This is a genomic window from Pseudomonas sp., assembly GCF_050739995.1.
In the GTDB taxonomy this organism is placed as follows: Bacteria; Pseudomonadota; Gammaproteobacteria; order Pseudomonadales; family Pseudomonadaceae; genus Aquipseudomonas.
Window position 1 is genome coordinate 1 of record NZ_JBOICG010000405.1, and the last position, 13348, is coordinate 13348.

Consider the following 13348-nt stretch of genomic DNA (forward strand, 5'->3'; position numbering starts at 1 on the left):
GCCCAAGCCACCCGCCATGCCGCCGATACCGACCACCGACGCCACGGTTTTCTGCGGGAACATGTCAGACACCGTAGTGAAAATATTGCACGACCACGCCTGATGCGCCGAGGCACCCACACCGATCAGCAGCACCGGCACCCAGAAGCTCAGGTAACCGAAAGGCTGTGCCAGCAACACCACCAACGGGAACAGTGCGATCACCAGCATGGCTTTCATACGGCCATCGTAGGGAGCATCGCCACGGGCCATGAAATAGCTGGGGAACCAGCCGCCGCCGATACTGCCGACCATGGTCATGCTGTACAGCACCGCCAGCGGCATCACAATGTCCGCGCCTTTCATGCCGTACTGCGCCGACAGGTAAGTGGGTAGCCAAAAAAGGAAGAACCACCAGACGCCGTCGGTCATGAATTTGCCGAAGGCGAACGCCCAGGTCTGGCGATAGGTCAGCAACTTGAACCACGAGACTTTTTTCGGTGCCACATCGGCGGGCGCAGGGGTCAAGGTTTGTACGGTCTGGTCACTGCGGATGTAGGCCAATTCTTCGGCCGAAAGGCGCTTTTGCTCCTCTGGCTTCTGGTAAAGCGCAACCCACACGGCGACCCACACGAACCCCAGCGCACCAATCACGATAAACGCAGCTTCCCAGCCCCATAAGCCTGCGATCAACGGCACACAAATAGGCGCCAGGATCGCGCCAACGTTGGCGCCCGAATTGAAAATACCGGTGGCCAAGGAGCGTTCTTTCTTCGGGAAGTACTCGGCGGTGGCCTTGATCGCGATGGGGAAGTTACCCGCCTCGCCAATCGCCAGCACGGCGCGTGACAGCATGAAGCCGGCAATCGACACCGGGATCACGGCCAGGCCGACAGCCCCACTGATCGCCGCGATGCCCTCGCCCATCGGCACCGAAAACGCATGCATGATCGCGCCGGTGGACCAGATACCAATCGCCACCACATAGGCGGCCTTGGTGCCGATCTTGTCGACAAACCGCCCGGCGAACAGCATGGAAATCGCATAAACGAACTGGAACACCGCGGCGATGTTGGCGTAGTCGGTGTTACTCCAGCCAAATTGCGTCGACAGTTGTGGTGCCAGCAGGCTAAGCACCTGGCGGTCGAGGTAGTTGACGGTTGTCGCGAAGAACAGCATCGCGCAGATGGTCCAGCGATAGTTGCCTACCGCCTGGCCAACGCGCTGGGCGTTGATGGGCTCGTTCAAGTTCATGGCATCACTTTTTATTGTTTTTAGGTAGGACACACGTAACGTCATATGTCGTCGTACAACCATGACTTTTATATCGAGCTACCTAGGCACTGTCAATCCGAAAGATTGCGGTTTATTGGGCTCTACGAAAATCAGTTGTAGGATGACGATATCAATTGTAGTGAGCGGGCTTGCCCCGCGCTGGGTGGCGCAGCCGCCCCAATAAGACCGCCGCGTGATGTCAGGTATAACGCGATAGCAGGTTTTAGGGCGGCTTCGCCACCCAGCGCGGGGCAAGCCCGCTCACTACAAGGTCCGTCTCTGACGCAATGACAGGGTGTCTGCAAAAAGCCAAATAACAAATAAGATGAATTTTTTCGTATGCGCTCGTATCTGAGCTGACAGAGCGGCGCCATCGTAACGATGGCACCTCCCCTGTTCAGTTTTAGAGTGGCCCGCATGAAATTACGCAAGAAAAGCGTCAGACCCATCAGATTGAAAGACATCACCATCGTCGACGATACCAAGGTACGCAAGGCGATCACCGCCGCCGCCCTGGGCAATGCCATGGAGTGGTTCGACTTTGGTGTCTACGGCTTCGTCGCCTACGTATTGGGCAAGGTGTTCTTCCCCGACGCCTCCCCCAGCGTCCAAATGATCGCCGCACTGGCCACCTTCTCCGTGCCTTTCCTGATTCGTCCCCTGGGCGGCCTGTTCTTCGGTGCGCTGGGCGACAAGTACGGGCGGCAGAAAGTCCTCGCTGCCACCATCGTGATCATGTCCTTGAGCACCTTCGCCATCGGCCTGATCCCCGGCTACGCCTCCATCGGCATCTGGGCGCCGATCCTGTTGTTGCTGTGCAAAATGGCCCAAGGCTTCTCGGTCGGCGGTGAATACACCGGCGCCTCGATCTTCGTTGCCGAGTACGCTCCGGACCGCAAACGCGGGTTCCTCGGCAGTTGGCTGGACTTTGGTTCCATCGCCGGCTTCGTGCTTGGCGCAGGTGTGGTGGTGCTGATTTCCAGCATACTGGGTGAAGAACAATTCGAGGCCTGGGGCTGGCGCCTGCCGTTCTTCCTCGCCCTGCCCCTGGGCATCATCGGCCTGTACCTGCGCCACGCCCTGGAAGAAACCCCGGCGTTCCAGCAGCACATGGACAAAGTGGAACAAGGCGACCGTGAGGGACTGACCCACGGTCCCCAAGTCTCATTCAGGGAAGTCGCCACCAAACATTGGCGCAGCCTGCTGACTTGCATCGGTATCGTCGCGGCCACCAACGTGACCTACTACATGTTGCTCACCTACATGCCGAGCTACCTGTCGCACAACCTGCACTACAAAGAAAACAGCGGTGTGCTGATCATCATCGCAATCATGGTCGGCATGCTGTTCGTGCAGCCATTCATTGGTTTTGTCAGCGATAAAATCGGCCGCAAGCCCTTCATCATCACCGGTAGCATTAGCCTGCTGTTGCTGGCGATCCCGGCGTTCATGCTGATCACCAGCGGCAAGATCGGGCTGATCTTCGGCGGCCTGCTGATCCTCGCGGTGATCCTGAACTTCTTCATCGGCGTGATGGCCTCGACCTTGCCCGCCATGTTTCCCACGCACATCCGCTACAGCGCCTTGGCAAGTGCCTTCAACGTCTCCGTACTGATCGCCGGCGTCACCCCCACGGCAGTGGCCTGGCTGGTGGAAAGCACCAACGACCTGTATATGCCCGCCTACTACCTGATGGTGTTTGCCGTGGTCGGCCTGATCACCGGCCTGACCATGAAGGAAACCGCCAACAAGCCCCTGCGTGGCGCGGCACCGGCCGCGTCGGACATAGAAGAAGCCAAGGAGTTGCTGCAGGAACACCACGACAATATCGAGCAGAAGATCGAAGACATCGACGCCGAAATTGCCGAGCTGGAAGCCAAGCGCAAAAACCTGGTAGAGCAGCATCCACGCATCAACTAAGACCTGACCAAGCGTGGCGGCCCTGACCGCCACACCTTTGGAGTGTTCAATCATGATTCCAAGCGTCATCACCGCACACTCGCTTCTCAGCGCCGAAGAGCGGGCTGCCATCGCGGAAATCGAAGCCACCACCAGCATCCTGCAATTGGTCACGCGCTTGACCGGCATGCGCTTCGCCGGCATCGCCAAGTTCACAGACCTGGATTGGATCGTCTGCTCGGTGTACGACCCCCTGCAAATGGGTATCAGCGTGGACGACGTATTCGACCTCGAAACCACGTTATGCAGTGAGTTCTGCATCAACCCCAAGACGTTGTTCATTCCCGAAATCAGCAAGAACGGTCGCTTTGCCACACGCCCAGTGGTCAAGCAATTCGCCATTGAAAGCTACGCCGGCGCGCCGATTTTGCTACCGGATGGGCGTTTGTACGGAGCCCTCTGCGCCCTGGACTCCAGGTCAATGCTGTTTGATGATCCTAACCTGCCGGAAACCCTGAGCCTGTTTGCACGGCTGATTGGCTGTATCTTCTTCGCCAATCTGCCCCACGAGCACTAGCGCTACCGGAAAAACTGACTCGGCGTCTTACCGAACTGTTTCTTGAACATGTTGGTAAAGGCGCTCGGGCTTTCGTAGCCCAGCTCGATGGCCACGTCGATGATCTTCTCCCCCACCGCGATACGCTCCAGCGCCAACAGCAACCGCGCCTGCTGGCGCCACTGGCCGAAGGTCAAGCCGGTGTCCTTGCGAAACAGGCGCTGGATGGTCTTCTGGTCCAAGTCCAACCGAGCACTCCAATCCGCCACCGTCGAAGCATCCCCCGCATCCTTTTGCAGTGCCTGGCAAATCTGGCTGATACGCGAATCGGCGGGCTGGGGCAGCGACAGCGGCAACGCCGGCAGAATCGCCAGTTCGTCGAGGATCAGGTGCATGATCCGCGCGTCGCGGGAGTCCTCGGCATAAGGCGGTTTCAAACTCACCGACGCCTTGATCAACTCACTGAGCAATGGCGAAATGCTCACGGCCTTGGTTTCGTTGGGCAGGTTCGGGAAGGCATCCGGGCGCACGAACACGCTGCGCATCTTCAACGTGCCGACGCAACGCAGCGAGTGTACTTGCCCACTGGGCATCCAGAAGCCGCGGTTGGACGGCACCGTCCACTGGTTCTGCGCCGAGTGCACCACCATCACGCCTTCGATGGCGTAGAGTAGTTGGTGCTTTTCGTGGCTATGGTCAGGGATCACCCAATTTTCGGGATAATCGGTGGCGGAACTGATGACAGTCCAGTCGCCCTCATCGATCTCCTGCAGAAATTCATCCAGTGGTTTGATCATTTCGCCCCTTTTGCGATAGTTGCCTCCCGAATTTCGCGAGACAGGCATTTACGCCGAATCTAGCATAAGCGCCGAAACAATTAGAAACGGGTGGTGAGCATAAGTACTCGCCGCCCCTGTTCGCTGCCCTGTATGGAATGCCTGCATGTCGACACTCACCGCGTCACCCGCCGCTGCAACCACTACGCCCCAGGTAAGCCCCCTGGTCATGCGCGTCCTCGGTGCCTGTGCCCTGGCGCACCTGATCAACGACCTGATCCAGGCCGTGCTGCCTTCGATCTACCCGATGCTCAAGGCCAACTACGGGCTGAGCTTCACCCAGGTGGGCCTGATCACCCTGACCTTCCAACTGACTGCGTCCTTGCTGCAACCCTGGATCGGTTATCACACCGACCGCCATCCCAAGCCGTGGCTGTTGCCAGCGGGCATGGTGTGCACCTTGATCGGCATCCTGATGCTGGCGTTTGTCGGCACCTTCCCGGCGATCCTGCTGGCAGCGGCACTGGTCGGTGTCGGTTCCTCGACTTTCCACCCGGAAACCTCACGAGTGGCCCGCCTGGCCTCGGGCGGACGCTACGGCCTGGCGCAATCGACCTTCCAGGTCGGCGGCAATACCGGCAGCGCCTTCGGCCCGTTACTCGCGGCAGCGATCATCATTCCTTACGGCCAAACCCACATCGCCTGGTTCGGGTTGTTCGCGGTCTTCGCGATCCTGGTGCTGTACGGCTTGAGCCGCTGGTACCGCCACCACCTCAACCTGTTCAAGCTCAAGCAAGGCGCCAAGGCCACCCACGGTTTGTCCAAAGGCCGCGTGACTTTTGCCCTGATCGTGCTGGCCGTGCTGGTGTTCTCCAAGTACTGGTACATGACCAGCCTGACCAGCTACTTCACGTTCTACCTGATCGAAAAATTCCAGCTGTCAGTGGCCAGCTCCCAGATGTACCTGTTCCTGTTCCTCGGCGCGGTGGCTGTCGGCACCTTCGCGGGTGGCCCGATCGGCGACAAGATCGGACGCAAGAAAGTCATCTGGTTCTCCATCCTCGGCGCGGCGCCGTTCACCCTGGCCCTGCCCTACGTCGACCTGTTCTGGACGGCGGTATTGAGCGTGGTGATCGGGTTTATCATCGCCTCGGCCTTCTCGGCCATCGTGGTCTATGCTCAGGAGCTGGTGCCCGGCAATGTGGGCATGATCGCCGGGATCTTCTTCGGCCTGATGTTCGGCTTCAGCGGTATCGGCGCGGCACTGCTCGGCATGCTCGCCGACAACCACGGCATCGAGTACGTCTACAAACTGTGCTCGTTCCTGCCACTGGTGGGCATCCTGACGGTATTGTTGCCGTCAACCAAAGGCGCCTGACCCGCCGATAACCAAGGACAATTACCAGGCATTTCTTAACCCTTGAGGACCGCGACAATACCTGTGGCGAGCAAGCTCGCCCGCCACAGAATCAACATCGGCACTAGTTTGGCGACCGGCGCGTAAACCCATTCACAACGATGTACAGCAACGGTCCCACCGAAACGAATACCGCCGTCAGCAAGAAGTAAGGCAGCACCGAAACCACCGACCGCCCTCTCCCCCGCGCATCTCGATACATCCACACGCACGCCAGCACCGCCATCAGATACAGGTCGATCACCACCTGCGCCGTATCCGGCCGCGAGATCAGTTCTTGTCCGAATGCCAGCAGCGACTGTTGCGCCGTGAGCATCGTGTAGAGCGTATACAACGAAAACCCGAGCAAACCGATCAGGGCGAGATAAGGCCTGTGCATGCAATCCTCCTTGAAGAACAACCTTTAATAGCGAGGTGCTCACCTTAGCAGCAAGATTCTCGGAGCGCTGGCACTGTGAAATATCTGTCCGTAGACTGCCGCCATACCTCCCACTTGAAGGCGGCGAAAAAAACGTGATGCAAGTTACCGAAGTCTCCATTGCCCAATTGCGCGCGGCGCTTGAAACCGGCCAGACCACTGCCGTTGAACTGGTCAAGGCTTATCTGGCGCGGATCGATGCCTATGACGGCCCGCAGACAGCTACCGCCTTGAACGCCGTGGTGGTGCGCAACCCCGAGGCGCTCAAAGAAGCCGAGGCGTCGGATGCGCGTCGGGCGAAGGGTGAAACCTTGGGGCCATTGGACGGCATCCCTTACACCGCCAAAGACAGCTACCTGGTCAAGGGCCTGACCGCGGCCTCCGGCAGCCCGGCCTTCGCCCAGCTGACGGCCCATCGCGACGCGTTCACCATTGAGCGCCTGCGCGCCGGTGGCGCCATTTGCCTGGGCAAGACCAATATGCCGCCGATGGCCAATGGCGGGATGCAACGCGGTGTGTATGGCCGCGCAGAAAGCCCGTACAACGCCGCCTACCTCACCGCGCCCTTTGCTTCCGGTTCGTCCAACGGCGCCGGCACCGCGACGGCCGCCAGCTTTGCCGCATTCGGCCTGGCCGAAGAAACCTGGTCGAGCGGACGCGGCCCGGCGTCCAACAATGGACTGTGCTCCTACACCCCGTCTCGTGGGGTGATCTCGGTGCGCGGCAACTGGCCGTTGACGCCAACCATGGACGTGGTCGTGCCGTATGCACGCAGCATGGCCGACCTGCTGGAAGTACTCGATGTCGTGGTCGCCGAAGACCCCGACACCCGTGGCGACCTGTGGCGCCTGCAACCCTGGGTACCCATCCCGAGCGTGGCCTCGGTGCGCCCGGCGTCCTACGCCGAACTGGCGGTGACTTCGGAGTCTCTCGTGGGCAAGCGCTTCGGCGTGCCGCGCATGTACATCAACGCCGACCCTGGAGCCGGCACCAGCGAAAAACCCGGGATCGGCGGGCCAACCGGGCAAAAGATCAACACCCGCGCCAGCGTGATCGACCTTTGGCAGGCCGCCCGCCAGGCGCTGGAAGCCGCTGGAGCCGAAGTGATCGAGGTGGATTTCCCACTGGTCTCCAACTGCGAAGGCGACCGCCCCGGCGCGCCGACGGTGTTTACCCGTGGCCTGGTGTCCAAGACATTCCTGCACGACGAATTGTGGGAACTGTCGGCCTGGGCCTTTGATGACTTCCTGCGCGCCAACGGCGACCCGACCCTGAACCGCCTGGCCGATGTCGACGGGCCGAAGATCTTCCCCCACGACCCCGGCACCCTGCCCAACCGTGAGGACGACCTTGCCGCCGGCATGGACGAGTACGTGCGCATGGCGCAGCGTGGCATCACGCCATGGAATGAAATCAGCAGCGTACCCGACGGCCTGCGCGGTCTTGAACAAACCCGGCGCCTGGACCTGGAAGACTGGATGGACACCCTGGGCCTTGACGCCGTGCTGTTCCCTACCGTGGCCGATGTGGGCCCGGCTGACGCCGACGTCAACGAAACCTCTGCCGACATCGCCTGGAGCAACGGCATCTGGGTAGCCAACGGCAACCTCGCCATTCGCCACCTGGGCGTACCCACCGTCACCGTGCCGATGGGCGTGATGGCCGACATCGGCATGCCGGTAGGGTTGACCTTCGCCGGGCGCGCCTATGACGATTCGGCATTGCTGCGCTTTGCTTCGGCCTATGAAGCTACTGGCAGCAAGCGCGTCATTCCCCCACGGACACCACCGTTGGCAGCAGAATGAATACGGTCTGAATGTGGGAGCTGGCTTGCCTGCGATGACGTAGTGTCAGTCGATGCAGATGTCGACTGCTTCACCGCTATCGCAGGCAGCCAGCTCCCACATTTGACTGTTTTTCAAATTAAAGGCACGGCAATCAGCAAAATTACCGTGCCATGAGTGAGCGTCGCCGGCAACACGCCATACCGCATACGCACCAGCGCACAGGCCAACCCTTCGATCAGGGTGAACAGCAACACCGGCCAGCCCAGTTGGGTCACACTCAAAGCCAGAAAGGTGTGGCAGGCGGCAAAGGCCACCCCACTGATCAAGGCCGCGCGCAGAGGCGTGACCTGCTGTTCCAGATAGCCCTGCAGAAACCCGCGAAACAACACCTCTTCCAACGCATTGGCGCCATAGGCCAATACCACCATGCCGGGCAGCCAAACCCAGTAACCGTGGATCGAGAACGCGTCAATGCCTTGGTAAATCCGTAGCGGCATACCGATCAGGCCCCCCACCCCTAGCCCCACAGCCAGGCCAACGACTGGATTGCCGATGGACCAACGAATCAGCCGCCACAACTCAGGGGCTACGCGCACCAATAACATGATCAGCAGCACCGACAAGCCACCCAGCGCCGCCAGTACGAACCCGTTATTGGTGAAAGCTATCTGCACTTCGCTACCAAGCGCCCACATACGCAACGGCGTCATCACATCGCGCATCAGCACGAACGCCAACAGCAGGATCAAGATACGCAGCGCGGACAGCGCCCTAGGCGTCAGCGCAAACCACAACCCGAACAGCAGCACGCCGGGTGCTAGGTGGGTTGCGTATTTGATCAACATCACCATTCCTTCGGCGATCATGGGGGGTTGGTTCCTTGGGGGGATGAATGGCGCGCAAGCATAGCCATCTGCCATTTGTTCGAAAAGATCCAGCAACGTGATAAGACGTCACATCAGAACATCAAACCAGTATTTTAGGGACATCCATAAATTTCACTTTATTTTTTCTGCAAAATAACGGCATGGTTGTACGACGACATCACTCATTGATTCCACCTAACAACAATAAGGAAACACCCATGCCCAACGCTAAAGTGCTGCTCGGTTTTCTGTGTCTGTTTTCCGGCGCCGTCGCAGCCGCGCCTGCCCCCGCCGAAAAAGAGGTGGCCCAAGCGGTCGACCAACTGACCCAAGCCATGCTGCACCTGGACCTCAAGCAGTTGCACGCGTTGACGTCCGACAACCTCACCTACGGCCACTCCAGCGGCAAGGTGCAGAACAAGGCGCAATTCATCGCCGACCTGGAAACCCACACCAGCGCATTCAAGACCCTGGAAATGCAGAATCAGAGCATTATCCTCGACGGCGACACCGCCCTGGTGCGTAACCACTTCCATGCCTTGGCGGTAAACAGCGGCGTCGAAGTGCCGACCGATATCGATAACTTCCAGGTCTGGCAGAAACAGCACGGCAAATGGCTGCTGATCGGGCGCCAGGCTTACAAGTACTAGTTCACCATTCCACGACCTTGCGCACCTTGAGCAAAGCCTCTCGCAACGCCGGTATTTCCACCGAGCCGAGCGCCAGGCGCAACGCGTGGGGCACGTAGGCAGAGACCGCGAACGGTTCGGCGGTGGACACCGAGACCTGCTCGCGCTGCAAGGTCATGGCGATCTGATCAGCGCGGGCATCCTCCCCCAGCGGCAACCATAGAAAGTACGACGACGGGTGACTGATGTAGTCCATACCCCTCAACACCTGCGCCGCCAAGGCCTGCCGCGCCTGGGCATCCTGGCGTTTCTGCGCTTCCAACTGCGCCACGGTGCCGTCCTCGATCCAGGCGACGGCCATCGCACTCATCACCCCTGGCACGTTCCAGGTGGTGGCCATGATCCTGCGCTCCAGCCCCTTCACCCAGCTGGGCGGTGCTGCGATGAAACCCACCCGCAACCCAGTGGCGATACTCTTGGAAAACCCACCGATGTACACCGTACGCTCCGGCGCCAAGGTCGCCAGGGGCGGTGGCGCGTCCTCGACGAGAAAGGCGTAGGCCGCGTCCTCGATGATCATCAGATGATGCTGACGGGCAATCCCGATCAGTTGCTCGCGCTGTGCCAGGCTCATCACCCAACCCAGTGGGTTGTGCAAGGTCGGCATGCTGTACACAGCGCGCACCGGCCGCTTGTGACACAGGCGTTGTAGAAACGCCAGGTCCGGGCCATGAGCGTCGACCGGGATCGCGACGATCTCCAAGTGCAGGGTTTCAGCCAGCACCTTGAACCCCGAATACGTCAGCGCGTCCACGGCGATGACATCGCCAGGTTTGAGCAACGCCATCATGCTCACCGCCAAGCCGTGCTGGGCACCGCTGACCAGCAGCACCTGCTCAGCATCCACCGCCAGCCCGCGACTCACCAGGTGCCGCGCTACCGCCGCCCGCTCGTGCAGGCGACCGGCATGGGGCTGATAGCGCAACAGGGCTTCGAGGTCACCCGACAGTGCCAGTTGGCGCAACGCCGTGCGCAACAGGTCGGCCTGGCCGGGTAACGAGGGGTAGTTGAAATTGAGGTCAAGCATGCCCGTGGCGACGATCATCTGGCCACTGCCCTGCCCTGGCGGCAATGCGATCTCCCGCACAAAGGTGCCACGCCCGGTTTCACCACTGACCAGCCCCATGGCTTCCAGCTCAGCGTACACACGACTGGCCGTGACCAAGGCCAGGCCGTGCTCGGCAGCCAATTGCCGATGGGTCGGCAACCGTGTACCGGGCGGCATTTTCCCGCTGCGGATATCGGCGGCGAACGTGTCAACCAGCGACTTATAACGGGCGCGCGGCATAGGCGATGTATCCATGACAATTTTTTGATTGTCTCAATCTTCAACTTTAGGATGCCGGACACGCAACTTTTCTTTTCGGGTATCTCCCATGGAACGTACTTCGCGGCTCAGCACCCTCGACACCAGCACACAGGGTTGGATCAATGGTTTTATCGGCGTGGTGATCTTCAGCGGTTCATTGCCCGCCACGCGCCTGGCGGTCATGGAGTTCGATCCGGTGTTTCTCACCATGATCCGCGCGGCCATTGCAGGCTTGCTTGGGTTGCTTCTGCTGCGGTTGTTCAAGGAAAGTCGCCCCGCGCGCGCTCAATGGATGCCACTGGCGATCGTCGCGCTCGGTGTGGTCATCGGCTTTCCGTTGCTGACCGCCCTCGCCCTGCAATACGTCACCTCGGCGCACTCCATTGTGTTTATCGGCCTGCTGCCGCTGGCTACCGCCGTGTTCGGCGTATTGCGCGGCGGTGAGCGCCCGCGTCCAGTGTTCTGGCTGTTTTCGATCCTGGGCAGCGTGCTGGTGATGGGCTACGCCTTCGCCCAGGGCTTGAGCGCCGCGCCTGTGGGTGACGTGCTGATGCTGCTAGCGGTACTGGTGTGCGGCCTGGGATATGCCGAAGGCGCCAAGTTGTCGCGCAGCCTGGGCGGCTGGCAGGTGATCTGTTGGGCGCTGGTGGTATCGCTGCCGGTCGTGCTGCCGTTGAGCATGATCCTGGCACCGCTCAGTTTCACCGGCATCAGCTTGCCCGCCTGGTTGAGCCTGGGTTACGTGTCGCTGTTCAGCATGTTGATTGGCTTTGTGTTCTGGTATCGCGGCCTGGCTCAGGGCGGTATCGCCGCCGTCGGCCAGTTGCAGTTGCTGCAACCGTTCTTCGGCCTGGCGCTGGCGGCGGGCCTGCTGCATGAGCAGGTCAGCCTGGGCATGGTGCTGGTGACGGTCGCCGTGATCGGCTGTGTGGCAGGGGCGAAGCGGTTTGCACGCTAATGGGCTTATTCCCTTTCGGTGCGTGCCCTGCTAAACAGAGTGGTCGCCAAAAGAAACAATAAGGACTTTGCATGCTCACCCCTTCTCTTCAGGACACCACCGCCCCCGAAGGTATTTGCTATGGCTGCGGTGGCAGCAACCCCCATGGCCTGCACATCAAAAGTCGTTGGGATGCCGATGGTGTCCACCTCATCGCCGAACACCTGCCCGAAGCCCAATACACCGGCTGGCCGGACCTGGTCTACGGCGGCCTGATCGCCATGTTGGTGGACTGCCATTCGAACTGGACCGCCATGGCCTATCACTACCGCCTTGAGGCGCGTGAACCCGGCACCTTGCCGCGCATCGATTGCGTGACCGGCAACCTTGGCATCAAATTCATCAAGCCGACACCGATGGGCGTCACACTGACCCTTCGCGCACGCGTCGAGGATGAGGTCGGGCGTAAAAGCCGCGTGGTCTGCGAGGTGTACGCCGGTGATGTGCTCACGGCCATCGGCGACTCGGTATTCGTGCGTGTCGACACCGGCCAATTGGCCGCCGCCGCCCATGGTCGCGAAGGCTGATCCTGGTCTACATTGATTGCCATCCCCCTTCGAGGACTGCACCGATGACGCGTCTCACCGCGAAAGACTTCGCCCCCGAACTGCTGGAGCTCTACGACGGCTATGCCCACGGCAAGCTCAACCGCCGTGAGTTTCTCGACCGCGCTGCGCTGTTCACTTTTGGCGGCCTCACCGCTTCCGCACTGTTGGCGGCCCTGAGCCCCAACTATGCGTTGGCCGAGCAGGTGAAATTCACCGACCCGGACATCATCGCCGATTACATCACCTACCCTTCGCCCAAGGGCAACGGCACCGTGCGCGGCTACCTGGTGCGCCCGGCCAAGGCCAGCGGCAAATTGCCGGCCGTGGTGGTGGTGCATGAAAACCGTGGCCTCAATCCCTACATCGAAGACGTTGCCCGGCGCCTGGCCAAAGCCGGCTTTATCGCGCTGGCACCGGATGGGCTGACGTCGGTGGGCGGCTACCCGGGCAACGATGAAAAAGGGGTGGAACTGCAACAGAAAGTTGACCCCGAAAAACTGATGAACGACTTCTTCGCCGCCATCGAGTGGTTGATGCAGCACGACACCAGCACCGGCAAGGTGGGGATTACCGGCTTCTGTTACGGCGGTGGCGTGACCAATGCGGCCGCCGTGGCCTATCCGGAGTTGGGAGCGGCGGTGTCGTTCTATGGCCGCCAACCGGACGCCAAGGATGTACCGCGCATCAAGGCGCCGATCATGCTGCATTACGCCGAACTGGATACACGGATCAATGAGGGTTGGCCGGCGTATGAGAAGGCGCTGAAGGCGGCGGGCACCACCTATGAGGCGTATATCTACAAGGGCGCCAACCATGGTTTCCACAATGATTC

The 13348-nt window shown here is 60.5% G+C and carries 13 protein-coding genes; 8 read left to right on the forward strand and 5 right to left on the reverse strand.

Annotated elements, in window-relative coordinates:
• Nucleotides 1-1233, reverse strand: a 1233-nt coding sequence (locus ACRESD_RS13440; RefSeq protein WP_431751348.1) for an MFS transporter, incomplete at its 3' end; no start/stop codon positions are given.
• Between the two features lie 438 nt (nucleotides 1234-1671).
• Here ACRESD_RS13440 and proP point away from each other — a divergent pair.
• Both proP and ACRESD_RS13450 read left to right on the forward strand, forming a co-directional pair.
• Entirely contained in the window at nucleotides 1672-3174 is a 1503-nt protein-coding gene (gene proP / locus ACRESD_RS13445) for a glycine betaine/L-proline transporter ProP (protein ID WP_431751349.1), read from the forward strand.
• 52 nt (nucleotides 3175-3226) lie between these two features.
• Nucleotides 3227-3730 (forward strand): GAF domain-containing protein, encoded by a 504-nt coding sequence (locus ACRESD_RS13450; protein WP_431751350.1) that lies wholly within the window; start codon nucleotides 3227-3229, stop codon nucleotides 3728-3730.
• 2 nt (nucleotides 3731-3732) lie between these two features.
• Here the strand turns inward: ACRESD_RS13450 and ACRESD_RS13455 are convergent, their stop codons facing one another.
• Nucleotides 3733-4554, reverse strand: coding sequence for an AraC family transcriptional regulator (locus tag ACRESD_RS13455; protein ID WP_431751351.1), 822 nt, complete (start codon nucleotides 4552-4554; stop codon nucleotides 3733-3735).
• A 97-nt stretch (nucleotides 4555-4651) separates the two neighbouring features.
• On the opposite strand from ACRESD_RS13455, the gene ACRESD_RS13460 reads away from it, so the two are divergent.
• The gene (locus ACRESD_RS13460; protein ID WP_431751352.1) at nucleotides 4652-5863 is read left to right on the forward strand and encodes an MFS transporter; all 1212 of its coding nucleotides are present in this window, start codon (nucleotides 4652-4654) and stop codon (nucleotides 5861-5863) included.
• 103 nt (nucleotides 5864-5966) lie between these two features.
• Here the strand turns inward: ACRESD_RS13460 and ACRESD_RS13465 are convergent, their stop codons facing one another.
• Complete coding sequence (locus ACRESD_RS13465; RefSeq protein ID WP_431751353.1) at nucleotides 5967-6281, reverse strand: DUF2834 domain-containing protein; 315 nt, start codon at nucleotides 6279-6281, stop codon at nucleotides 5967-5969.
• Between the two features lie 134 nt (nucleotides 6282-6415).
• Between ACRESD_RS13465 and ACRESD_RS13470 the strand changes: the two genes are divergently transcribed.
• Complete coding sequence (locus ACRESD_RS13470) at nucleotides 6416-8125, forward strand: amidase (RefSeq protein ID WP_431751354.1); 1710 nt, start codon at nucleotides 6416-6418, stop codon at nucleotides 8123-8125.
• Between the two features lie 113 nt (nucleotides 8126-8238).
• Here the strand turns inward: ACRESD_RS13470 and ACRESD_RS13475 are convergent, their stop codons facing one another.
• Nucleotides 8239-8973: a CPBP family intramembrane glutamic endopeptidase gene (locus ACRESD_RS13475; protein ID WP_431751355.1), complete on the reverse strand. Its 735-nt coding sequence runs from the start codon at nucleotides 8971-8973 to the stop codon at nucleotides 8239-8241.
• Nucleotides 8974-9191: 218 nt separating this feature from the next.
• Between ACRESD_RS13475 and ACRESD_RS13480 the strand changes: the two genes are divergently transcribed.
• Nucleotides 9192-9623 (forward strand): nuclear transport factor 2 family protein, encoded by a 432-nt coding sequence (locus ACRESD_RS13480; protein ID WP_431751356.1) that lies wholly within the window; start codon nucleotides 9192-9194, stop codon nucleotides 9621-9623.
• 1 nt (nucleotide 9624) lies between these two features.
• Here ACRESD_RS13480 and ACRESD_RS13485 read toward each other — a convergent pair whose 3' ends face one another.
• On the reverse strand, nucleotides 9625-10950 hold the full coding sequence (locus tag ACRESD_RS13485) for a PLP-dependent aminotransferase family protein (protein WP_431751357.1): 1326 nt from the start codon (nucleotides 10948-10950) through the stop codon (nucleotides 9625-9627).
• 88 nt (nucleotides 10951-11038) lie between these two features.
• On the opposite strand from ACRESD_RS13485, the gene ACRESD_RS13490 reads away from it, so the two are divergent.
• From ACRESD_RS13490 to yghX, 3 genes are all read left to right on the forward strand, one after another.
• Nucleotides 11039-11929 carry a DMT family transporter gene (locus ACRESD_RS13490; RefSeq protein ID WP_431751358.1) on the forward strand — a complete coding sequence of 297 codons (891 nt, stop codon included), beginning with the start codon at nucleotides 11039-11041 and terminating at the stop codon, nucleotides 11927-11929.
• Nucleotides 11930-12000: 71 nt separating this feature from the next.
• Complete coding sequence (locus tag ACRESD_RS13495) at nucleotides 12001-12495, forward strand: PaaI family thioesterase (protein ID WP_431751359.1); 495 nt, start codon at nucleotides 12001-12003, stop codon at nucleotides 12493-12495.
• Between the two features lie 44 nt (nucleotides 12496-12539).
• Nucleotides 12540-13348: YghX family hydrolase (yghX, locus tag ACRESD_RS13500; RefSeq protein ID WP_431751360.1), on the forward strand; the 809-nt coding region annotated here is incomplete at its 3' end.

Bases quoted from the DNA above. Each gene is read 5' to 3' on its own strand.
- ACRESD_RS13475 (WP_431751355.1), bottom strand. From the start codon at position 8,973: ATGATCGCCGAAGGAATGGTGATGTTGATCAAATACGCAACCCACCTA.
- ACRESD_RS13455 (WP_431751351.1), bottom strand. From the start codon at position 4,554: ATGCCTGTCTCGCGAAATTCGGGAGGCAACTATCGCAAAAGGGGCGAA.
- ACRESD_RS13460 (WP_431751352.1), top strand. From the start codon at position 4,652: ATGTCGACACTCACCGCGTCACCCGCCGCTGCAACCACTACGCCCCAG.
- ACRESD_RS13495 (WP_431751359.1), top strand. From the start codon at position 12,001: ATGCTCACCCCTTCTCTTCAGGACACCACCGCCCCCGAAGGTATTTGC.
- ACRESD_RS13480 (WP_431751356.1), top strand. From the start codon at position 9,192: ATGCCCAACGCTAAAGTGCTGCTCGGTTTTCTGTGTCTGTTTTCCGGC.
- ACRESD_RS13485 (WP_431751357.1), bottom strand. From the start codon at position 10,950: ATGCCGCGCGCCCGTTATAAGTCGCTGGTTGACACGTTCGCCGCCGAT.
- proP (WP_431751349.1), top strand. From the start codon at position 1,672: ATGAAATTACGCAAGAAAAGCGTCAGACCCATCAGATTGAAAGACATC.
- ACRESD_RS13490 (WP_431751358.1), top strand. From the start codon at position 11,039: ATGGAACGTACTTCGCGGCTCAGCACCCTCGACACCAGCACACAGGGT.
- ACRESD_RS13450 (WP_431751350.1), top strand. From the start codon at position 3,227: ATGATTCCAAGCGTCATCACCGCACACTCGCTTCTCAGCGCCGAAGAG.
- ACRESD_RS13465 (WP_431751353.1), bottom strand. From the start codon at position 6,281: ATGCACAGGCCTTATCTCGCCCTGATCGGTTTGCTCGGGTTTTCGTTG.